Genomic DNA, 21,801 nt, shown 5'->3' on the forward strand with positions numbered 1-21,801 from the left:
CGGCGTTCCGACGAAGGGGCCTGAACAGACGCTGCATCAATCCCCCGCAACAAAACTCACCCGCACCTTCAACCCCGCGGGCTCACCATCGTGCAGACTGATCTGCGCCAGATGCGCGCGGCAGATCTCACCGACAATTGCCAGACCCAATCCGGAACCGGCCACTTGCTGATTGCGTCGGTAAAAGCGCTCGAATACCCGATCGCGTTCTTCAAGCGGTATTCCCGGGCCATCATCTTCGACTTCCAGCACGGCGGGCGCCGAGACCCGCAGAATCACGTTGCCACCTGGCGGCGTGTGGGCCAGCGCGTTATCCACCAGATTGCTCAGCAGTTCGTTCAATAACGTCGGCTCGCCCCGCAGCCAGACCGGTTCATCCGCCTCCAGCGCCAGCGCGATACCACGTTTGTGGGCCAACGGCGCCATGGCCATGCCCAGTTCCCGGGCCAATTGACTCAGATCGAGTAACTGCGCGCCGCCTTCGGCAATCGCCCGGGCGCCATTTTCGACCCGTGCCAGGGAAAGCAACTGATTGGCCAGATGGGTCAAGCGATCGGTGCCTTGGGCGGCGGTTTCCAGCGTGCTGCGCCAGGTATCGGGTTCGGCCGAGCGCATGCCCAGCTCCAGGCGCGCCTTGAGTGCCGCCAGCGGCGTGCGCAACTCGTGAGCGGCATCGGCGATGAATTGCGCCTGCTTCTCGAACTGGCCGCGCAAGCGCTCGGTAAAGTGATTGAGTGCGCGCACCAGCGGCCACAATTCGCGCTGCACTTCCACCAGAGGCAAGGGGCGCAGATCGTCCGGCTGGCGCTCTTCCACCGCCGTGCGCAAGCGCTCCAGCGGGCGCAACGCGGCACTCACCGCAAACCACACAAGCATCAACGCACCGATGGCCAGCATGCCCAGGCGCAGCAAGGTGTCGGCCGCCAGGCTGCGGGCCATGCTCACCCGCGCCTCATCGGTTTCCGCCACGCGAATTTCCGCCATGCCGTTCATGTTCGGCTCGCTCACGGGTTTGAGCAGGCTCACCACACGCACGTTCTGCCCACGGTACTGCGCGTTGTAGAAACGTGCCAGCGCCGGATAGTCATCGGTGCGCGGCGTTCCCGGCGGTGGCGCCGGCAGGTTTTCGTAACCGGAAATCAGCTTCTGATTGATGTCGTTGACCAGGTAGAAAATTCGCCCGGCACTGTCGTAGGCAAACGTATCGAGGGCCACGTAGGGCACGTCGGCACTCAGGGTGCCGTCGCGTTGGGAGACGCCAGCGGCGATGGTTCGCGCCGAGGCCAGCAGGGTCCGGTCATAGGCCGTGTCGGCGGCTTCGCGGCCGTTCCAGTAAGCGCTCAAACCACTGGCCAGCATCAACACCACCAGCAGCAGCGCCAGGTTCCACAGCAACCGCCAGCGCAGGCTGCTGGGCTTATGCATCGCGGCTTTCCAGCAAGTAACCGAGGCCGCGGAAAGTCACGATGGCGACCGGCTGGCCGTCGAGTTTCTTGCGCAGGCGGTGCACGTAGATTTCGATGGCATCGGGACTGGCCTCTTCATCGAGACCGAATACTTGAGAAGCCAGTTGCTCCTTGCTCATCACCCGACCGGGGCGCGCAATCAGGGCTTCGAGCACGGCCTGTTCGCGGGAAGTCAGGGTCAGCAATTCTTCGCCAAGGCTGAAACGCCGGGTTTCCAGGTCGTAGGCCAGCACACCGCAACGCTGAATGCGCTCACCGCCCAGCACGCTGCGGCGCAACAAGGCTTTGACACGGGCTTCGAGTTCGGTCAATTCGAACGGCTTGGCCAGGTAGTCGTCGGCGCCGAGGTTGAGGCCGTGGACCCTATCCTTGACGTCGCTGCGGGCGGTCAGCATCAACACCGGCAGGTTCTTGCCCCGCGCCCGCAAACGCGCCAGCACTTCGAAACCATCCATGCGCGGCAAGCCGACGTCGAGGATCGCCATGGCGTATTCCTCGCTGCCCAGCGCCAGGTCGGCTGCCACGCCATCGTGCAGGACATCCACGGTCAGCCCGGTGCTCTTGAGCGCCTGGGCGACACTTTCGGCGAGCTGCAAATGGTCTTCGACGAGCAGGACACGCATGGATCTTTACCTCGTTCAGGGATGGCCGACGCCATTCTTTGGCGCGGAGTTTACAGCCGCAATTGCCGCTGTGAAGCCCAAAAAACCGTGAAAGCCCGATGAAAGGTTAGCGAAAGGTTGGGGCGTTAGAGTCGCCCCACGGATGGTTTCGACTGCCAACCATCGAATCGTAGTTTGAAAGCGTGCTTTGACATGTAACTACCGAAAAACGCCTCGAAGCGTTTTCGCCAATAAGAACAATAACCGAGGTACTGCATCATGCTGTCCATACAGCTTCAGGCTTACCCGTCCCACCCCTTCTCTCGTTCCCCGATGTTTACGCTTGCCAGCGCCGAAGCCGGCTGCTCGTCGTTCAGTCCGTACGGATTCGAACGCGCCAGCGCCGTGCGAAATCGTCGCACCTGAATCATCCCGAAAAACAAAAACTCCAGTGGAGACAAAAATGAATCGTTCAATGCGCCGTTTCGCCCTCGCCGCCAGCTGTGTGCTGTTCGCCGGCCAACTCATGGCCGAGCCAAAACGCCCGGAATGCATCGCCCCGGCCTCGCCCGGCGGTGGTTTCGACCTGACCTGCAAACTGGCGCAAAGCGCGCTGGTCAACGAAAAACTGCTGACCAAACCGATGCGCGTGACCTACATGCCCGGCGGTGTCGGCGCGGTGGCGTACAACGCGGTGGTCGCCCAGCGTCCGGCCGATGCCGGCACCCTGGTGGCCTGGTCCAGCGGTTCGCTGTTGAACCTGGCCCAGGGCAAGTTCGGTCGTTTCGATGAAACCAACGTGCGCTGGCTCGCTGCCGTCGGCACCAGCTACGGTGCCATCGCGGTGAAAAGCGATTCGCCCTACAAGACCCTCGACGACCTCGTACAGGCACTGAAGAAAGATCCGAGCAAAGTGGTGATCGGTTCCGGCGGCACCGTCGGCAGCCAGGACTGGATGCAAACCGCGCTGATCGCCAAGGCCGCCGGGATCAACCCCCGTGACCTGCGTTACGTCGCCCTCGAAGGTGGCGGCGAAATCGCCACCGCCCTGCTCGGCGGTCACATTCAGGTCGGCAGCACCGACATTTCCGACTCCATGCCACACATCCAGAGCGGCGACATGCGCCTGTTGGCAGTGTTCTCCGACAAGCGCCTGGACGAGCCGGAAATGAAGGATATTCCGACCGCCCGCGAGCAAGGCTACGACATCGTCTGGCCAGTGGTTCGTGGCTTCTACCTCGGGCCAAAAGTCAGCGACGAAGACTATGCCTGGTGGAAATCGGCCTTCGACAAGCTGCTGGCTTCCGAAGACTTCGCCAAGTTGCGCGATCAGCGCGAGCTCTTCCCGTTTGCCATGACCGGCCCGGAACTGGACACCTACGTGAAGAAGCAGGTTGCGGACTACAAAGTGCTGGCCAAAGAGTTCGGCCTGATCCAGTGATCGTCTCTGTCTAGCGGCTGCGGCTCCCCTTTCACGGAGTCGCGGCACAGGAGTTCTCCCATGCTCTTACAACGCATTTTTGCTTCGGTGCTGTTGCTGGCCTGTCTCGGCCTGGCATTGATGGCGTGGCCGTATCAAGCGGCTTTTTCCTACGAACCGGTTGGGCCTCGGGCCTTTCCGCTGTTGATGCTTGGCCTGATGGGCTCGGCGCTGTTGTACATGGTGTTCCGTCCGGCGCCGATCAAGCACAGTGCTGACGAGCCGCCGCTGGATCGCGAAACCCTGACCAAAATCGGCATCTGCGTGTTGCTGTTGCTGGTGTTCGCCGGCACGTTCGAACCCCTGGGTTTCATCGTCGCCAGCATCCTGATCGGCGTGCCCATGGCCCGTCTGTATGGCGGTCGCTGGGTGCCAAGCATCGTGATCATCAGCCTGATGGCCGTCGGCCTCTACCTGCTGTTCGACAAGTTGATGGACGTTCCACTGCCGCTGGGCGTGCTCGACGTTCTGGAGAACTGATATGGATACTCTTGGCTATTTGGGTCAGGGTTTCGGCGTCGCGCTGAGCCCGTACAACCTGGTGACCGCGCTGTGCGGCACACTGATCGGCACCGTGGTCGGCCTGTTGCCGGGCCTGGGGCCGATCAACGGCGTGGCACTGTTGATCCCGATCGCATTCGCCCTCGGCCTGCCACCGGAGTCGGCACTGATCCTGCTGGCGGCGGTATATCTGGGATGCGAATACGGCGGCCGGATCAGCTCGATCCTGCTGAACATCCCGGGCGAAGCGTCCACCGTGATGACCACCCTCGACGGTTACCCGATGGCCCGTAAAGGCCTGGCCGGTGTAGCGCTGTCGTTGTCGGCATGGAGCTCGTTCATCGGTGCCTTTATCGCGACCTGCGGCATGGTGCTGTTCGCCCCGCTGCTGGCGAAATGGGCGATTGCCTTCGGCCCCGCGGAATACTTCGTACTGATGGTGTTCGCGATTGTCTGCCTCGGCGGCATGGCCGGCGACCGTCCTCTGAAGACGTTCATCGCGGCACTGATCGGCCTGTTCCTGTCGACCGTCGGCATCGACGCCAACAGCGGTGTGTACCGTTTCACCGGGGACAACATCCACCTGACCGACGGCATCCAGTTCGTCGTGCTGGTGCTGGGCCTGTTCTCCATCAGCGAAATTCTTCTGCTGCTGGAAAAAACCCACCACGGCCAGGAAGCGGTGAAAGCCACCGGGCGCATGATGTTCAACTTCAAGGAAGCGGCGTCGGTGTTCGTGGTGAACATCCGTTGCGGCGTACTGGGTTTCATCATGGGCGTGTTGCCGGGTGCCGGTGCGACCCTGGCCAGTGCCGTCGCCTACATGACCGAGAAACGCATGGCGGGTGCCAAGGGTACTTTCGGGCAAGGTGACATGCGCGGCCTCGCGGCGCCGGAAACCGCCATCGGTGGCGCGGCCTGCGGTGCGCTGGTGCCGATGCTGACCCTCGGCGTTCCAGGTTCCGGCACCACGGCGGTGATGATCGGCGCCCTGTCGCTGTACAACATCACTCCGGGTCCGCTGCTGTTCCAACAGCAGCCGGACATCGTCTGGGGCCTGATCGCTTCGTTGTTCATCGCCAACGTGATGCTGGTGATCCTCAACATCCCGATGATCCGCATCTTCACCCGCATCCTCGCCGTGCCGAACTGGGCACTGGTGCCGGTGATCGCGATCATTACCGGGATTGGCGTCTACGCGGTACACGCGACAACGTTCGACCTGTTCCTGATGATCGGCATCGGCATCTTCGGTTATATCCTGCGCAAGCTGGACTTCCCGCTGTCACCGGTATTGCTGGGCTTCATCCTCGGCGGCCTGATGGAACAGAACCTGCGCCGCGCCCTGTCGATTTCCAACGGTGCGCTGGAAATCCTCTGGTCGAGCCCGATCACCTTCGGTTGCTGGGTGCTGACGGCGATCATGCTGCTGATGCCGCTCATCCGCATCTGGCGCAAACGTTCGGCCGCGCAACGCGTTATTGCCGATGTCTGATCGGTCCCCCCTCAAACTCTGGTGGGGAACCCCGCTGGTCGGCCTGCTGGGCGGTTTCCTCGCCAGCCAGGTCGGCTGGCCTTTGCCGTGGATGGTCGGCTCGTTGCTGGCGATCATCCTCGTGCGCTGCCTGACACCCTGGCAATTGGCCGAAATCCCTGGCGGCCGCAAGTGCGGCCAGTGGATCGTCGGCATCGGTATCGGCCTGCATTTCACTCCAGTGGTGATGGAGCAGGTACTCAGTCATTTCGGTCTGATCTTCTTCGGTGCGTTGGTCACCAGCCTGTCGGCGGTCGTCGGCGTGTGGCTGATGCGCCGCACCGGTGAAGATCGCGCCACGGCGTTCTTTTCCAGCATGCCCGGCGGTTCCGGGGAGATGGTCAACCTCGGCGCCCGCAATGGCGCGGTGCTCAGCCGCGTGGCGGCGGGGCAGAGTCTGCGGGTGTTGGTGGTGGTGCTGTGCGTGCCGGCGGCTTTCAAGTATTTACTGGGCGATGGTGCCCCGGTTTTACATGCCACCGTTGTGGACTGGCGCTGGCTGGCCTTGCTGTTCCCGGCAGGCGCATTGGCCGCCTGGATCTGGGAACGCCTGCGCCAACCCAACCCCTGGCTGTTCGGGCCCTTGCTGGTCAGCGCGGCAGTCAGCATCGGCTGGGATCTGCACATCGGTTTGCCCAATGGTGGCAGCCAGATTGGCCAATGGCTGATCGGTAGCGGTCTGGGCTGTCACTTCAACCGGCAGTTTTTCCGGCGTGCGCCATCGTTCATGGGGCGCACTTTGGTCGGCACGGTGTTGACCATGTTGATCGCCACGGCAGCGGCGTTGGGCTTGAGTGCGCTGACCCATCTGGATCTGCGTTCGCTGACCTTGGGCATGATGCCCGGCGGTATTGCCGAGATGAGCCTGACGGCGGAAACCCTGCAACTGTCGGTACCGCTGGTGACGGCGATGCAGGTGATGCGGCTGTTGTTTGTGTTGTTTCTGGCGGAGCCGTTGTTCAAGTATTGGAACCGGAATCCGGATTCAGCCTGATAGACCTGTGGCGAGGGAGCTTGCTCCCGCTCGGCTGCGCAGCAGTCGTAAAGCCTGTATGCACGGTGTGTCAGAAGAAATCAGGTTGCAGAAATTGGGGCTGCTTCGCAGCCCAGCGGGAGCAAGCTCCCTCGCCACAAAAATCAGCACACTCCCATCAAACCGGCGGCAACCGCCACTCGATCGGCGACTCGCCATTCTGCTCCAGAAACTTGTTGGTCCGGCTGAAGTGCCCGCAACCGAGGAAGCCGCGATAAGCCGACAGCGGTGACGGGTGCACCGAGGTCAGCACCAGATGCTTGGTGGCATCGATCAGTTTCTGTTTGCTCTGGGCATGGGCGCCCCACAGCATGAACACCAGGTGCGGTTGCTGTTGGCTGACCACTTCAATGACTCGATCAGTGAAAAACTGCCAGCCCTTGTCCTTGTGCGCATTGGCGTTGGCGCGCTCGACGGTCATGGTGGTGTTGAGCATCAGCACGCCCTGATCGGCCCAGCTCTGCAGGTAACCATGGTTGGGGATGTCGATGTTCAGGTCGCGCTTGAGTTCTTTGTAAATGTTCACCAGCGACGGCGGTGCCGGTACGCCCGGCTGCACCGAGAAGCACAGGCCATGGGCCTGGCCCGGGCCGTGATAAGGGTCCTGACCGAGGATCACCACTTTGACCTTGTCCAGTGGCGTTGAATTCAGCGCATTGAAAATCATTGGTCCCGGTGGATAGATCTCCTTGCCGGCCGCCCGCTCCTGTTGCAGGAAGTTTCGCAACTCTGCCATGTAGGGCTGGTCGAATTCGGCACGCAGTGCCTCCTTCCAGCCCGGTTCGAGTTTGATACGGTCATCAGCAGTCATGGTTACATCCGGCAAAAACAATGGGGCGAACCCTAGGAAAGCGCATCACGCTTGTCAATTGATCTGATGCAGATCCGGCACTTTCCCACACAGCGATCATACTTAACCCTCAAATTCCCGATCGAGGTCACGATGAATCTGCACTTCGAAGAACTCACCGGCACCGACGGCGCACGCATCGGCATCGCCAGCCTGGATGCCGAAAAATCCCTGAACGCCCTGTCCCTGCCAATGATCAACGCCCTGCGCGACCGCCTGGAAGCCTGGGCCAAGGACCCGCAGATTGTCTGCGTGCTGTTGCGCGGCAATGGCGCCAAGGCCTTTTGCGCCGGCGGCGAAGTGCGCAGCCTGGTGGAAGCCTGTCGCGTCCATCCGGGCGAAGTACCGCCACTGGCTGCGCAGTTCTTTGCGGCGGAATATCGCCTGGACTTCAAACTTCATACCTACCCGAAACCACTGATCTGCTGGGGCCATGGCTATGTGCTCGGCGGCGGCATGGGACTGTTGCAAGGGGCAGGTACCCGCATCGTTACACCGAGCAGCCGCCTGGCCATGCCGGAGATCAGCATCGGCCTGTACCCGGATGTTGGCGCCAGCTGGTTTCTGTCGCGCCTGCCCGGCAAGCTCGGGTTGTTCCTGGGCCTGACCGGAGCGCACATGAACGGCCGCGATGCCATCGACCTGGACCTGGCCGATCGTTTCTTGCTCGATGAGCAGCAGCCGCAATTGATCGAAGGCCTGTTGCAATTGAACTGGCAGGAACAGACACCCATGCAGCTCAACAGCCTGCTCAAGGCCTTGCAGCAGGAAGCCGTGGCACAGATGCCCGAAGCCCAGTGGCTACCGCGCCGACAGCAGATCGACGAACTGCTGGATGTCAGCGACGTGCGTTGCGCCTGGAAGGCCATCAGCGCCTTGCGTGACCATACCGACCTGTTGCTGAGCCGCGCAGCCAAGACCCTGAGCGAAGGCGCGCCGCTGACCGCTCATCTGGTGTGGGAGCAGATCATCCGTGCCCGCCACCTGTCGCTGGCCGAAGTCTTCCAGATGGAATACACCCTGAGCCTCAACTGCTGCCGGCATCCGGAGTTCAGCGAAGGCGTACGAGCCCGGTTGATCGACAAGGACCAGAAGCCGCACTGGCACTGGCCGGACATCAACAACGTGCCGGACGCGGTAGTAGAAGCGCACTTTCACAAGGCGTGGGAAGGTCGACATCCGCTGGCGGATTTGTCGGAATACTGAAGACAGGGCATAAAAATGTGGGAGCGAGCCTGCTCGCTCCCACAGGTTTTGTATTCAGTTTAATGATTAGCGGTGGTTACCCCGCCCATTGCGATAGCCGCGACCGTCGTGACCGCGATAGTCGTTGTTCCCGCTCCCGCGGCTACGGCCGTCCCAGCCATGGTTCTGATGCATGCGGTAGTCACCCCGAGACGGCTGATTGTAACGAGGGGCCGACTGGTAATGGCGCGAGGGTTGATACATCCGCGGCTGCGAGTAATAGCGCGACGGTTGATAGATCCGCGGCTGTGAGTAATAGCGCGGTGTCGGCTGGTAGTAGCGCGCTGGAGGCGCGTAGTACCGGGGCGGCGGTGTGTAATAACCGCCACCATTGGAGTAGTAGGAACTCCCCCCGGCGTAATAGGTTGGCGATGGAGAGGTATAGACCTCGGAACTGTAGTAACTGCCTCCTTCATCGTAATAAGGCACGCACCCACCAAGGGACAATCCAAACACAGCTAGCAGAAGAATTCGACAGAGCATGGCGGCCTCCTGGACCGCGGGTAAGCCACACCAGCGACGCTGGCAGGCGACAGTCAAATGTTCGCTGACTGTCGAAACATCAGACACCGAATTCGGAATCTGGTGCGTCCGCGAAACAAGTAGAAACATCTGGCCGATGAAAGGTTTTTCATCCATTCGCGCCCTGATCAATGATGGCCACCGCGATGTCCACCGCCATGATGCCCACCGCCGTGGCCACGGTAGTAACCATGCCCACCGTAGTAATAGGTGCGATAGCCACCGTAATAACGTGGACCGTAGTAACCGTAGTAATAGGGCGAGTAGTAGCCGGGGTAGTAATAAGGTCCCCCGTAGGGGTCGGCAGGACCGGCGTAGTAGTAGCAGCCAGACAATCCAAGACCAAGCACTGCACCTAACAATAATCGTCGCAACATGGCGGCCTCCGTAAAGACCTGTAACAGCAGTCGAAACACATCGACTGACACCTGTTTTGACTGGCAATCCCCTGCCAAGTGCGACGTTGCACCCTCCTTCTGATCAGCGGCGGACAGGTTCCAATGCGGTGCACCAACGCACCATCACAAGGCAGTGCGCCTTTCCAACCGGCACCGTCGACCTTCCTGCCCCCCACGCTAGAGCGCTCGGGTCAACTTGGCACGCCTCTCGCTTTAGTAAAGCCGTGCAGGAGTCACTACAGGTTCGCGGCACCACAATTTGCAATGGCTGACTAGGGTTCCGGCTCGCAATCGCGAGTGACTGGTCCGAGAGTTGGCGACCTCCAGTTGAGGTTACACGGCGGGACAAAAGCCCGGGAGACAAGCCACCGTTAGCGGTGCCGCTGCCTTCCTGTCCGTCCTTGATCAACTGGAGAACCACCATGTCCCAGCTTCGTTTACCCGCCCTGCTCGCCGCGGCGTTCACCGCCTTCGTGAGCTTCTCGTCCCAGGCTGCACAGAAAGACCACTTCAGCGTGTGCTGGACGATCTACGCCGGCTGGATGCCTTGGGAATACGCCGGCAGCCAGGGCATCGTCGACAAATGGGCAAAGAAGTACGGCATCAAGATCGATGTGGTGCAGCTCAATGACTACGTCGAATCCATCAACCAGTACACCGCCGGGCAGTTCGACGGTTGCACCATGACCAACATGGACGCGCTGACCATTCCGGCCGCCGGCGGCGTCGACAGCACCGCGCTGATCGTCAGCGATTTCTCCAACGGCAACGACGGCATCGTGCTCAAGGGCGAAGGCAGGAAAGTCGCCGACCTCAAGGGTATGGACATCAACCTGGTGGAGCTCTCTGTCTCCCACTACCTGCTGGCCCGGGCCCTGGATTCGGTGGACCTCACCGAAAAAGACCTGAAAGTGGTCAATACCTCCGACGCCGATATCTCGGCAGCCTTCAACACCGATCAGGTCAACGCCGTCACCACCTGGAACCCGATGCTCTCGGACATCAAGGCCAAGCCTGCGGTGACCGAAGTGTTCAACTCCAGCCAGATCCCCGGCGAGATCATGGACATGATGGTGGTCAACTCCCAGACCCTCAAAGACAACCCGGCGCTCGGCAAGGCACTGACCGGCGCCTGGTTCGAAGTGGTCGAGTTGATGAACGCGAAAAACGCCGCCAGCAAAGCCGCCCTGGAGCACATGGCCAAAGCCTCGGGCACTGACCTGGCGGGTTTCCAGGCGCAACTGGACACCACCAGATTGTTCGCCACCCCGAAAGAAGCCCTGGCGTTCAGTACCAGCAAGCAACTGCCGGAAACCATGCGCAAGGTCGCCGAATTCTCCTTCCAGCACGGCTTGCTGGGTGAAGGCGCCAAGGACACCAGCGCGGTCGGCATGGCCTTCGCCAACGGCGTGACCAGCGGCGACAAGGGCAACCTCAAGCTGCGCTTCGACCCGAGTTACGTGCAGATGGCCGCCGACGCCAAGCTGTAATCAGGAGAACTGGCCATGCGCCTGATCAACCGTCACCCGGACCGCCCGAGTCGCCTGCTGCTGGTGATCCTGCCGTTCGCCCTGGTGCTGTTCGCCTACTTCACGGGCTCGGCCGAGCGACTGGCGGAAAACCCCAACGACAAGCTGCTGCCCAGCGCCGTGCAGATGACCGATGCGGTGAAACGCCTGGCCTTCGTGGCCGACAGCCGCACCGGCGAATACCTGCTCTGGCAGGACACGGCGTCCAGCTTGCAGCGTCTGGCCATCGGCCTGGGCATCAGCGCCCTGGCCGGGCTGTGCCTGGGCATCGCCGCCGGCACCCTGCCGTTGTTCGGTGCGCCGTTGTCTCCCTTGCTGACCGTGCTGTCGATGGTGCCACCGCTGGCAATCCTGCCGATCCTGTTCATCGTCTTCGGCCTGGGTGAGTTGTCGAAAGTGATGCTGATCGTGATCGGCATTACTCCGGCGCTGGCCCGTGACCTGGAACAGCGCGCCCGGGAAATTCCCGTGGAGTTGCTGATCAAGGCCCAGACCCTCGGCGCCTCTACCTGGACCCTGATGCTGCGAGTGGTGTTGCCGCAACTGCTGCCACGCCTGTTGATCTCGCTGCGACTGATGCTCGGCTCGGCGTGGCTGTTCCTGATTGCCGCCGAAGCCATTGCCTCCACTGACGGCCTCGGCTACCGGATTTTCCTGGTGCGCCGCTACCTGGCGATGGACGTGATTTTGCCCTACGTGGTGTGGATCACCCTGCTCGCCTGGTTGATGGATTGGGGGCTCAAGCAGCTGACCCGCCGCGCGTTCCCTTGGTATGAAGGAGCGGCAAAATGAGCTTCATCACGGTGAAAAACGTCTGGCAGCAATACGCCGATCAAGTGGTGCTCGAAGGCCTCAACCTGAACGTCAACGAAGGTGAGTTCTGCACCCTCGTGGGTGCCTCCGGTTGCGGCAAATCGACCTTCCTGCGCCTGCTGCTCGGTCAGGAGCGAACCAGTCGCGGCGAGATCCTGCTCGACGGCCAGCCCTTGGCCGCTGAGCCGGACGCCAGCCGTGGCGTGGTATTCCAGCGCTACTCGGTGTTTCCCCATCTGAGCGTGCTGGACAACGTCGCCCTCGGCCTCGAACTGCCGCGCTCACCGTTGCTTGGTCGCCTGTTCGGCAGCGCGAAAAAGCAGGCCCGTGAACAGGCTTCAGTGCTGCTGCACAAAGTCGGCCTGGGCCACTCGCTGGACAAGTACCCGGCGCAGCTCTCCGGCGGCATGCAACAACGGCTGGCCATCGCCCAGGCGCTGATCATGAAGCCGCGGGTGTTGCTGCTCGACGAACCGTTCGGCGCCCTCGATCCGGGCATCCGCAAAGACATGCACGCCTTGCTCCTGGAGCTGTGGCGCGAGACCCGATTGACGGTGTTCATGGTCACCCATGACCTGTCCGAAGGCTTCAGCCTCGGCACCCGCCTGCTGGTGTTCGACAAGGTCCGCCTCGACCCCCATGCACCCGGCCGCTATGGCGCGCGCATCACCTATGACATCCCTTTGAACAGCGACCGCCGCACCCACCGTGCCGCCGTCGACGCCCTGCCGGCGCCTTTGGCAGGCACGCTTCGTATCGCTTAGAGGAATTCTGAAAATGACAGATTCGACCCGACTGTTCCCACCCTTCGCCGAGGAAATGCTCCCCGGCGGCGGCCATCGTTCCTTCGTGCTCAAACGCGGCCAATTGCTGCGCCTGACCGACCTGCGTGGTGGCGCCAACGTCAGCCTGACGCTGCTCAACGCCAATGAAAAAACCGAACGGCTGAACCTGCCCGACAGCCTCAAGTGCCAACACACCGCCAAGCTCACCACCGGCCACTGCCTGTACTCGGACATGGGCCGCGTGCTGGCCGCCATCACCGCTGACACCTGCGGCTGGAGCGACAGCCTGGGCGGCGTGCTTTGCGCTGAGGAAGTGGCGCAAAAGTACGGCACGGGCCGCTACCAGGAACTGCGCAACGGCTTCTTCCGCAACGGTACCGACAACCTGTTGGTGGAGCTGGGCAAGTGGGGGCTGGGTCTGTCCGACCTGCTGATGACCCTCAACCTGTTCAGCCGCGTGAACGTCGATGACGCAGGGCGCTTCCATTTCGTCGAGGGCAATTCCAAGGCTGGCGACTACATCGAGCTGTACGCGCCGATGGACACCCTGGTGGTGCTAACAGCCCTGCAGCACCCGATGGACCCGGCGCCGGAATATGCACCGAAACCGCTGAAGCTCAGCTGGATGAACGCCGACGCCAGCGTCGCCGAACACTGCCGCACCTCGCGCCCGGAAAACGAGCGCGGCTTTATCAACACCGACCGTTTGTTTGCCTGAGGATCGCTGCCATGTCACTCGCTATCGCTACCGCTCCACAGTCACCTGAAACCGCCGTCTACCGCGCCACCATCCCCGCCGGCGAGCCCTGGCTGATGGAGGTCAAGGCCGGCCAGACCCTGCGCATCCTCGACCTTGAGGGCAACCAGGCTGTCGACACCTTGTTCTACAGCGTCGCCAATCCCAGGGAGCGCTACGACGTGCAGCGCACCCTGCGTCGGCAGAACAGCGTGTACCTGAGCACTGGCAGCGTGCTCTATTCCAACCTCGGCAAGCCGATGCTGACCATCGTCGCCGACACCTGCGGGCGTCACGACACCCTGGGCGGCGCCTGCGCGCAAGAGAGCAACACCGTGCGCTACGCCCTGGAAAAACGCTACATGCACAGCTGCCGCGACAACTACCTGCGCGCCTGTGCTCATGATGGCCGCCTGGGCAAGGGCGACATCGGGCCGAACATCAACTTCTTCATGAACGTACCGGTCACCGCAGACGGCGGCCTGACCTTCGAGGACGGCATCTCGGCACCGGGCAAGTACGTCGACCTGCGGGCAGAAATGGACGTGATCGTGCTGATCTCCAACTGCCCGCAACTGAACAACCCCTGCAACGCCTACAACCCCACCCCTGCGGAGCTGTTGGTATGGAACTGAAGTTCTCGCGGTTGCGTCGCTGGTTGTTCGCCTTGTGCCAAGCCCGTTCCGGTCAGTGCCTCAAACAGTAAAAACACCACAAATCCCCATGTGGGAGCGGGCTTGCTCGCGAAAGCGGTGTATCAGACACATCGAAGTCGACTGACACGCCCCCTTCGCGAGCAAGCCCGCTCCCACAGGGGATCAGCGGTGTCTGGAAGAGAATTGATTCTGCCACCGGGGACGACTCCGGTGCCTGTCGAAAAACTGCGGGACGGCCCGCATCCCAGTCGAGGCTGATGCGCTATCGCCTCCGGGGGTTATGCCATGTTCGAAAAAGTCCTGATTGCCAACCGTGGCGCCATTGCCTGCCGCATCCTGCGAACCTTGCGCGAGCTGCAAGTGCAGGGCGTTGCCGTGTACTCCGAAGCCGATGCCGCCAGCCTGCACATCCTGCAAGCCGATGAAGCCCACAGCCTCGGTGAAGGCGCGGCCGCCGGCACTTATCTGGCGGTCGACAAGATCCTCGCCATCGCCAAGTCCAGCGGCGCCACCGCGATCCATCCCGGCTACGGCTTTCTTTCGGAAAACGCCGCGTTCGCCGAAGCCTGCGCAGCCGCCAACATCGCCTTCATTGGCCCGACACCCGAACAACTGCGGGTGTTCGGCCTCAAGCACACCGCACGTGCCCTGGCCAGACAACACGGCGTGCCGATGCTCGAAGGCACCGAGCTGCTCGACAGCCTCGATACCGCGCTGCTGGCCGGTGAGCAGGTCGGCTATCCGGTGATGCTCAAGAGTACCGCTGGCGGTGGCGGCATCGGCATGCGCGTATGCCGCAGCGCGGCCGAGTTGAGCGAGTCCTTCGAAGCGGTCAAGCGCCTGGGTCAGAACAATTTCAGCGACGCCGGGGTGTTCATCGAAAAGTACATCCAGCGCGCCCGGCACCTGGAAGTGCAGGTATTCGGCGACGGTCAAGGTGAAGTGATCGCCCTCGGCGTGCGTGATTGCTCGGTGCAACGACGCAACCAGAAAGTCCTCGAAGAAACCCCCGCACCGAACCTGCCCATCGGCATGGCCGAAGAGCTGTGCGCAGCGGCGATCAAACTGGCCAAGGCCGTGAACTACCGCAGCGCCGGCACCGTGGAGTTTGTGTTCGACAGCGAGGCCCAGCGCTTTTACTTCCTGGAAGTGAACACCCGTTTGCAGGTGGAACACGGTGTCACCGAACAGGTGTGGGGGGTCGACCTGGTGCGCTGGATGGTGCAACTGGCGGCCGGTGATCTGCCGCCCCTGAGCGAACTGATGCAAGGTTTGAAACCGGTGGGCCATGCGATCCAGGCGCGGTTGTATGCCGAAGATCCGGGCCGCGATTTTCAACCGAGCCCCGGCTTGCTCACCGCCGTGGATTTCCCCGCGGCCAATGGCATTGAACTGCGCGTCGACACTTGGGTCGAGGCTGGCTGCGAGATTCCGCCCTACTTCGACCCGATGATCGCCAAGGTCATCAGTTGGGCGCCGACTCGCGAAGAGGCCCGCGCCGATTTGCATCAAGCCCTCGGCGACAGTCAGTTGTATGGCGTGGAAACCAACCGCGATTACCTGCGGCAGATTCTGCTCGATGCGCCTTTCGCCAGCGGCCAGCCGTGGACCCGTTGCCTGGAAGGGCTGGTCTATCAGGCCAACACGTTCGAGGTACTCAGCGCCGGCACCCAGACCAGCGTTCAGGACTATCCCGGCCGCCTCGGTTACTGGGCGGTCGGCGTGCCGCCATCGGGGCCGATGGACAGCCGGGCGCTGCGTCTGGGTAACCGTTTGCTGGGCAATAACGAAGGCGCGGCGGCGCTGGAAATCACCATGAGCGGGCCGTTGCTGCGCTTCAATTGCGAGGCGGTGGTGGCGGTGACCGGGGCGGTGATTCCGTTGGCTTTGAACGGCGAAAGCGTACCGATGAACTCGGCACTGCTGATTCCAGCGGGCGCGACGTTGAGCCTTGGCACCATCGCAGGCGCAGGTGCGCGCAGCTATCTGTGCCTGCGTGGCGGCCTGCAGGTACCGGACTATCTGGGCAGCAAAAGCACCTTCACCCTCGGCCAGTTTGGCGGCCACGGTGGTCGCGCGTTGCGAGCCGGCGATGTGTTGCACCTGCCGGCCCTCAATGACCACAGTGCCGGCCGGCAACTGGCTGAAAAACAGGTCACCGAGTTGCCGGCAGTTCGGCAGATTCGCGTGATCTACGGCCCCCACGGCGCGCCGGAATACTTCACTGAAAACTACATCGGCACCTTCTTCGCCACGCAGTGGGAAGTGCATTTCAACTCCAGCCGCACCGGCGTTCGCCTGATCGGACCGAAGCCTGAGTGGGTGCGTGCCGACGGTGGTGAGGCCGGTTTGCATCCGTCGAACATCCACGACAACCCGTATGCGATCGGTGCGGTGGATTTTACCGGGGACATGCCGGTGATCCTCGGCCCGGATGGCCCGAGCCTTGGCGGGTTCGTGTGCCCGGTGACCGTGATCGAGGCGGATCTCTGGCAGTTGGGGCAGCTCAAGGCTGGGGACAAGGTGCAGTTCTCCCCCGTCGACATCAAGACCGCCCGCCCCCTGGCCTTGAAATGGGATCAATGTGGGAGCGGGCTTGCTCGCGAAGAGGGCGTGTCAGTCAACATTGATGTGTCTGAAGCACCGCTTTCGCGAGCAAGTCGGATCGCCGCACCGCCGCTCCCACAGGGTTTGGTGTCGCCTGTTGTATTGGATATTGGGCAGGACGACACGCGGTTGGTGGCGCGCCTTTCCGGCGACACCCACCTGCTGCTGGAAATCGGCGCCCCGGAACTGGACCTGGTCCTGCGCTTCCGCGCCCACGCCCTGATGCAGGCGCTGGAAAGCAAAGACCTGCACGGCGTGATCGACCTCACCCCTGGCATCCGCTCGCTGCAAATCCACTATCAGCCCGAGCAACTGCCGCTGTCCGACCTGCTCGGCATCGTCGCCGGCGAATGGGACGCCGTGTGCGCCGCCAAGGACCTGCAAGTGCCCTCGCGCATCGTGCATCTGCCGCTTTCCTGGGACGACCCGGCGTGCCAGTTGGCCATCGAGAAATACATGACCACCGTGCGCAAGGACGCGCCGTGGTGCCCGAGCAACCTGGAGTTCATCCGCCGCATCAACGACCTGCCGGACCTCGATGAAGTGCAGCGCACGGTGTTCGACGCCAGTTACCTGGTGATGGGCCTGGGCGACGTCTACCTCGGCGCGCCGGTCGCCACTCCGCTCGACCCGCGCCACCGCCTGGTGACCACCAAGTACAACCCGGCGCGCACCTGGACCGCGGAAAACTCAGTAGGCATCGGTGGCGCCTACATGTGCGTCTACGGCATGGAAGGCCCCGGCGGCTATCAGTTTGTCGGGCGCACGTTGCAGATGTGGAACCGCTATCGCGAAGTCGCCGCGTTCGAAGGCAAACCCTGGTTGCTGCGGTTTTTCGACCAGATCCGTTTCTACCCGGTCAGCGCCGATGAACTGCTGCGCATCCGCCGGGATTTCCCCCTCGGGCGCTTCGACCTGAACATCGAGCACAGTCAGTTGAACCTGGCGCAATACCAGGCGTTCCTGGCCCGGGAAGCCGAGACCATCGACGCGTTTCGCGATCAGCAAAAAGGCGCATTCAATGCCGAGCGCGAACGCTGGATCGCCAGTGGCCAGGCGCATTTCGACAGTGAAGAGCTGGCCCCGGAGGCCACCGAAGATGCACCGCTGGAAAACGGCCAGCAGAGCGTCGACAGCCACATCGCCGGCAACCTCTGGCAGGTCCAGGTAGAAACCGGTAGCCGTGTCGCGGCCGGCGATGTGCTGGTGATCCTGGAGTCGATGAAGATGGAAATCCCCCTGCTCGCGCCATTGGCCGGCGTGGTGCGCGAGATTCGCGTGCAACCGGGTTCGGCGGTGCGCGCCGGGCAGCGCGTCGTGGTGCTGGAACTTGACTGAACCCATTTTGAAAAGGACGCATGTCATGAACATCAATCTGCAACTCGACGCCCTGCGCAGCGCTTATCGCGAAGGCCGCACCACGCCACGGCAATTACTGCTGCAACTGCGGGACAAAGCCGCCGCGCTGAACCCGGACTATCACCTGTTCATCCACTTGCTCAGTGTCGATGAACTGGAGCCTTATCTCGCCACCCTCGACGGTCGCGACCTCGACAGCCTGCCGCTGTATGGCGTGCCGTTCGCGATCAAGGACAACATCGACCTGGCGGGCATTCCGACCACGGCGGCGTGCCCGGCATTCGCCTACGTGCCGGAGCGTTCGGCGACCATCGTCGAACAACTGCTGGCCCTTGGTGCGATTCCGCTGGGCAAGACCAACCTCGACCAGTTCGCCACGGGGCTCAACGGCAGCCGCTCACCGTACGGCGCATGCCCCAACAGCGTATTGCCGGAGTATCCGTCGGGCGGCTCCAGCGCCGGATCGTCACTGGCGGTGGCGCTCGGGGTCGCGAGCTTTGCGCTGGGCACCGACACCGCCGGCTCCGGGCGTGTGCCGGCGGCGTTGAACAACCTGGTCGGCCTGAAGGCCACCAAGGGCCTGATCTCGACAGCCGGCGTGGTTCCGGCCTGTCGCACGCTCGATTGCGTCACCACCTTCACCGCCACGGCGCGGGAAGCCAGTCAGTTACTGGCGCTCACCGCACGCCTCGACCCACGGGACGAATACAGCCGCAGCAACCCGCTGTGGAACGACGGCTCGGCATTCGGTACCCCACGCCCCTTCCGTTTCGGCGTACCCCGTGCACAGGACCTGCAATTCTTCGGTTGCCCTGAAGGCCCGCTGTTGTTCGGTGATGCCATCGACCGCCTCAAGGCCCTGGGCGGCGAAGCGGTGGAATTGGACCTGTCGCCATTTCTGGAGGCCGCACGCTTGCTCTATGAAGGCCCGTGGGTGGCCGAGCGCTACAGCGTGGCCGGGGAGTTGATGGCGCAAAACCCGGAGGCCGTGTTGCCGGTGATTCGCGCCGTGTTGGCCAAGGCACCCGCCGTCGATGGTGTGCAAACTTTCCGCGCCCAATACCGGCTGCAAGCGCTCAAAGCCCTGTGCGACACAGCACTGGAAGGCCTGGATTGCGTCGTCACGCCGACCATCGGCCGCCCGGTGACGCTGGCGGAGCTCGAGGCCGAACCGGTGCTGCGCAATTCGGAACTGGGCTACTACACCAACTTCATGAACCTGCTCGACTACGCCGCCGTCGCCGTGCCCGGCGCGTTCATGGACAACGGCCTGCCCTGGGGCGTGACGCTGTTTGGCCGCGCCTTCACCGATCAGTATCTATTGAGCGTGGCGGATGCCCTGCAGCGCCAGCAAGGCCTGGCCGCGCCTGCACCGGCGACGGTTGCCCGCCATGATCGGGCGCGACTGGTGGTCTGCGGTGCGCACCTGGACGGGTTGGCGTTGAACTGGCAGCTCAAGCAGCGCGGTGCCCGCCTGGTGGAAACGACATTCAGCTCACCGGATTATCAACTCCATGCCCTGGCCGGTGGCCCGCCGTTTCGTCCGGGCATGGTCCGCGTGAAGGATGGCGGCGTGGCGATTGCGGTGGAAGTCTGGGAGTTGCCGAGCGGCGAGTTGGGTTCGTTCCTGACCGGAATTCCGGCGCCACTGGGGTTGGGCAAGGTGCAACTGGCGGACGGTCGCTGGGAGAGCGGGTTTATCTGCGAGGCCTATGGGCTGGAGGGCGCGGTGAACATCAGCCATCTGGGCGGGTGGCGCGCCTACCTGAAAACTCTCGCCGGATAGTGATCCTGTGGGAGCTGCCGAAGGCTGCGATCTTTTGATTTTGTTTTTTCAAGATCAAAAGATCGCAGCCTTCGGCAGCTCCCACAAGGACCGGTGTAACCACTGTGGTACGCAGGAACGACCATTCGCGGCGCACATGAAGCAGTTATTTCCCCGCAGTGCCATTAGAATGCAACCATCGGATGACTGCCAATGGAACTACCATGCCGCTTCGCTCGCCGCTGTACTCTCAACGTTCGTTGGTGCTCACGCTGGTCGCGTTGCTGGGCGCTGGTTTCCTCGCCACCTCCTTTCTCAGTTACTACGCCTCCCGGGCCTCGATCCGCGACAACATCGTCAACACCGAACTGCCGCTGACGTCGGACACGGTCTACTCGGAAATCCAGAAAGACCTCGTCAGGCCGATCCTGATTTCCTCGATGATGGCCCGCGACACCTTCATGCGCGACTGGGTGGTCAACGGCGAAAAGGACTCCGACCAGATGACCCGTTACCTCAACGAGGTCATGACCCACTACGGCGCCTACACCGCATTCTTCGTCTCCAACACCAGCCTGACCTACTACCACGCCAAGGGTGTGCTCAAGCAGGTCAAGGCCACCGAGCCCCGCGACGCCTGGTACTTTCGTGTGCGGGACATGAAGGATCCGTACGAGATCAACGTCGACCCGGACCTCGCCAACAAGGACAACCTGACCTTCTTCATCAACTACAAGGTCTACGACTACAACAGCCGATTCATCGGCGCGGCCGGGGTGGGCCTGACCGTCGACGCCGTGATCAAGCTGATCGACAAGTACCAGCAGCGTTATCAACGCAGTGTGTATTTCGTCGACAACTTCGGGCGCCTGGTGCTCACCGGTGCCGAAGGGGGTCCGCAGGGTGCGCACATCGGGCAGAAGCTCGGCGAACTCGACAGCATGAAAGACCTGGTCAGCCGGCTGCCCAAACCCCACAGCGGTAGTTATGAATACTCCGTGCAGGGCCAGGGGCATTTCCTCAACGTGCGATTTATCCCGGAGCTGAACTGGTACCTGTTCGTCGACAAACGCGAAGACAGCGCCCTCGGTGAAATCCGCCAGTCGCTGTACCTCAACCTGCTGATCTGCCTGCTGGTGACCTTGATCGTGCTGGCCCTGCTCAACCAGGTGATCAAACGCTATCAGGACAAGATCCAGGCCCAGGCCGTCCTCGACAGCCTGACCGAACTGCCCAACCGTCGCGGCTTCGACCTGCTGGCCGCACAGGCCATGCAAGAAGCCCGGCGCGAGCCCAGGCCGCTGACCGCTTTGCTGCTGGACCTCGACCGGTTCAAGGTGTTGAACGACACCTATGGCCACCTGGCCGGTGATCAGGTATTGATTGGCTTTGCCCGGGATCTGAAGAGCTGCCTGCGGCACTCCGACATCGTCTGCCGCTGGGGCGGTGAAGAGTTCATCGTGCTGCTCAAGGACACCGACGGCAAGACTGGCCTGATGATTGCCGAGAAAATTCGTCAGCACGTGGAACAACAGCGCTATGCCTACAACGGCCAGGCCTTGCATGTGACCGTCAGCATTGGCCTCACCACCCTGCTGCCCGATGACACCTTGCACAGCCTGCTGTCACGGGCGGATCATGCGATGTATCGGGCCAAGCAAAGTGGCCGTAACCGAACCTGTGTGGAAATGTCTCACTCCAGCTATGAACCAGCCTGACCTCTGCCCCGCCTGCGGCGCCCCCAACGACTGCACCCTGGCCGATCCGCGAACCGCTGACCGCGCCTGCTGGTGCTACGGAGTCAGCATCGACCCGGCCGTGCTCCAGGCGCTGCCGGCGCAACTGCGCGACGCCTCGTGCCTGTGCCCGCGTTGCGCCGAGGTCGAGGCGCAGTTGCAAGCAGCGCCCGAATCGATCTAG

19 protein-coding genes and 1 riboswitch are annotated in these 21,801 nt (G+C 62.4%); of the genes, 14 read left to right on the forward strand and 5 right to left on the reverse strand.

The genetic code is table 11. The annotated features are described in order from the left end of the window. Positions 1-36: 36 nt before the first annotated feature. Both ACM6G4_RS12560 and ACM6G4_RS12565 read right to left on the reverse strand, forming a co-directional pair. Positions 37-1,425 carry a sensor histidine kinase gene (locus ACM6G4_RS12560; protein ID WP_056720677.1) on the reverse strand — a complete coding sequence of 463 codons (1,389 nt, stop codon included), beginning with the start codon at positions 1,423-1,425 and terminating at the stop codon, positions 37-39. Next, entirely contained in the window at positions 1,418-2,089 is a 672-nt protein-coding gene (locus ACM6G4_RS12565; RefSeq protein ID WP_056720678.1) for a response regulator, read from the reverse strand. The genes ACM6G4_RS12560 and ACM6G4_RS12565 overlap by 8 nt, the downstream gene beginning before the upstream one ends. Before the next feature lie 442 nt (positions 2,090-2,531). On the opposite strand from ACM6G4_RS12565, the gene ACM6G4_RS12570 reads away from it, so the two are divergent. The 4 genes from ACM6G4_RS12570 to ACM6G4_RS12585 are packed head-to-tail and all read left to right on the forward strand — an operon-like array spanning position 2,532 to position 6,577. Continuing rightward, positions 2,532-3,509 carry a Bug family tripartite tricarboxylate transporter substrate binding protein gene (locus ACM6G4_RS12570; RefSeq protein ID WP_414913804.1) on the forward strand — a complete coding sequence of 326 codons (978 nt, stop codon included), beginning with the start codon at positions 2,532-2,534 and terminating at the stop codon, positions 3,507-3,509. Positions 3,510-3,569: 60 nt separating this feature from the next. Continuing rightward, on the forward strand, positions 3,570-4,028 hold the full coding sequence (locus ACM6G4_RS12575) for a tripartite tricarboxylate transporter TctB family protein (RefSeq protein ID WP_414913805.1): 459 nt from the start codon (positions 3,570-3,572) through the stop codon (positions 4,026-4,028). Between the two features lies 1 nt (position 4,029). Then, a complete protein-coding gene (locus ACM6G4_RS12580; RefSeq protein WP_056720684.1) occupies positions 4,030-5,544 on the forward strand; it encodes a tripartite tricarboxylate transporter permease in 1,515 nt (504 codons plus the stop codon). Further along, positions 5,537-6,577: an AbrB family transcriptional regulator gene (locus tag ACM6G4_RS12585; RefSeq protein ID WP_056720686.1), complete on the forward strand. Its 1,041-nt coding sequence runs from the start codon at positions 5,537-5,539 to the stop codon at positions 6,575-6,577. Before ACM6G4_RS12580 ends, ACM6G4_RS12585 begins: the two co-directional genes overlap by 8 nt. Positions 6,578-6,734: 157 nt before the next feature. On the opposite strand, the gene ung is transcribed toward ACM6G4_RS12585, so the two are convergent. Further along, positions 6,735-7,427 carry a uracil-DNA glycosylase gene (ung, locus tag ACM6G4_RS12590; RefSeq protein WP_007979816.1) on the reverse strand — a complete coding sequence of 231 codons (693 nt, stop codon included), beginning with the start codon at positions 7,425-7,427 and terminating at the stop codon, positions 6,735-6,737. A 132-nt stretch (positions 7,428-7,559) separates the two neighbouring features. Here ung and ACM6G4_RS12595 point away from each other — a divergent pair, with 132 nt between their 5' ends. Beyond that, on the forward strand, positions 7,560-8,672 hold the full coding sequence (locus ACM6G4_RS12595) for an enoyl-CoA hydratase/isomerase family protein (protein WP_056720689.1): 1,113 nt from the start codon (positions 7,560-7,562) through the stop codon (positions 8,670-8,672). A 66-nt stretch (positions 8,673-8,738) separates the two neighbouring features. Here ACM6G4_RS12595 and ACM6G4_RS12600 read toward each other — a convergent pair whose 3' ends face one another. Beyond that, positions 8,739-9,194 carry a hypothetical protein gene (locus ACM6G4_RS12600; protein WP_082562875.1) on the reverse strand — a complete coding sequence of 152 codons (456 nt, stop codon included), beginning with the start codon at positions 9,192-9,194 and terminating at the stop codon, positions 8,739-8,741. 167 nt (positions 9,195-9,361) lie between these two features. After that, positions 9,362-9,610 (reverse strand): hypothetical protein, encoded by a 249-nt coding sequence (locus ACM6G4_RS12605; protein ID WP_414913806.1) that lies wholly within the window; start codon positions 9,608-9,610, stop codon positions 9,362-9,364. 282 nt (positions 9,611-9,892) lie between these two features. Beyond that, positions 9,893-9,993: riboswitch (guanidine-I (ykkC/yxkD leader) on the forward strand. A gap of 60 nt (positions 9,994-10,053) precedes the next feature. Here ACM6G4_RS12605 and ACM6G4_RS12610 point away from each other — a divergent pair. The 9 genes from ACM6G4_RS12610 (at position 10,054) to ACM6G4_RS12650 (ending at position 21,801) form a co-directional block, all read left to right on the forward strand. Further along, on the forward strand, positions 10,054-11,121 hold the full coding sequence (locus tag ACM6G4_RS12610; RefSeq protein ID WP_414913807.1) for a putative urea ABC transporter substrate-binding protein: 1,068 nt from the start codon (positions 10,054-10,056) through the stop codon (positions 11,119-11,121). A 15-nt stretch (positions 11,122-11,136) separates the two neighbouring features. Next, entirely contained in the window at positions 11,137-11,952 is an 816-nt protein-coding gene (locus ACM6G4_RS12615; RefSeq protein ID WP_056720695.1) for an ABC transporter permease, read from the forward strand. Further along, complete coding sequence (locus tag ACM6G4_RS12620) at positions 11,949-12,737, forward strand: ABC transporter ATP-binding protein (protein ID WP_414913808.1); 789 nt, start codon at positions 11,949-11,951, stop codon at positions 12,735-12,737. The genes ACM6G4_RS12615 and ACM6G4_RS12620 overlap by 4 nt, the downstream gene beginning before the upstream one ends. A gap of 13 nt (positions 12,738-12,750) precedes the next feature. After that, entirely contained in the window at positions 12,751-13,476 is a 726-nt protein-coding gene (locus tag ACM6G4_RS12625) for an urea amidolyase associated protein UAAP1 (RefSeq protein WP_414913809.1), read from the forward strand. Positions 13,477-13,487: 11 nt separating this feature from the next. Beyond that, positions 13,488-14,129 carry an urea amidolyase associated protein UAAP2 gene (locus ACM6G4_RS12630; protein ID WP_056720700.1) on the forward strand — a complete coding sequence of 214 codons (642 nt, stop codon included), beginning with the start codon at positions 13,488-13,490 and terminating at the stop codon, positions 14,127-14,129. Between the two features lie 306 nt (positions 14,130-14,435). Further along, a complete protein-coding gene (uca, locus tag ACM6G4_RS12635) occupies positions 14,436-18,095 on the forward strand; it encodes an urea carboxylase (protein ID WP_414913810.1) in 3,660 nt (1,219 codons plus the stop codon). Positions 18,096-18,120: 25 nt separating this feature from the next. Further along, positions 18,121-19,902, forward strand: coding sequence for an allophanate hydrolase (gene atzF, locus ACM6G4_RS12640; RefSeq protein ID WP_414913811.1), 1,782 nt, complete (start codon positions 18,121-18,123; stop codon positions 19,900-19,902). Positions 19,903-20,105: 203 nt separating this feature from the next. After that, a complete protein-coding gene (locus ACM6G4_RS12645; protein WP_414913812.1) occupies positions 20,106-21,599 on the forward strand; it encodes a diguanylate cyclase in 1,494 nt (497 codons plus the stop codon). Next, positions 21,586-21,801 (forward strand): cysteine-rich CWC family protein, encoded by a 216-nt coding sequence (locus ACM6G4_RS12650; protein WP_409079377.1) that lies wholly within the window; start codon positions 21,586-21,588, stop codon positions 21,799-21,801. Before ACM6G4_RS12645 ends, ACM6G4_RS12650 begins: the two co-directional genes overlap by 14 nt.

The organism is Pseudomonas sp. IT-P258, assembly GCF_949767825.1.
Taxonomy (GTDB): domain Bacteria; phylum Pseudomonadota; class Gammaproteobacteria; order Pseudomonadales; family Pseudomonadaceae; genus Aquipseudomonas; species Aquipseudomonas monachiensis.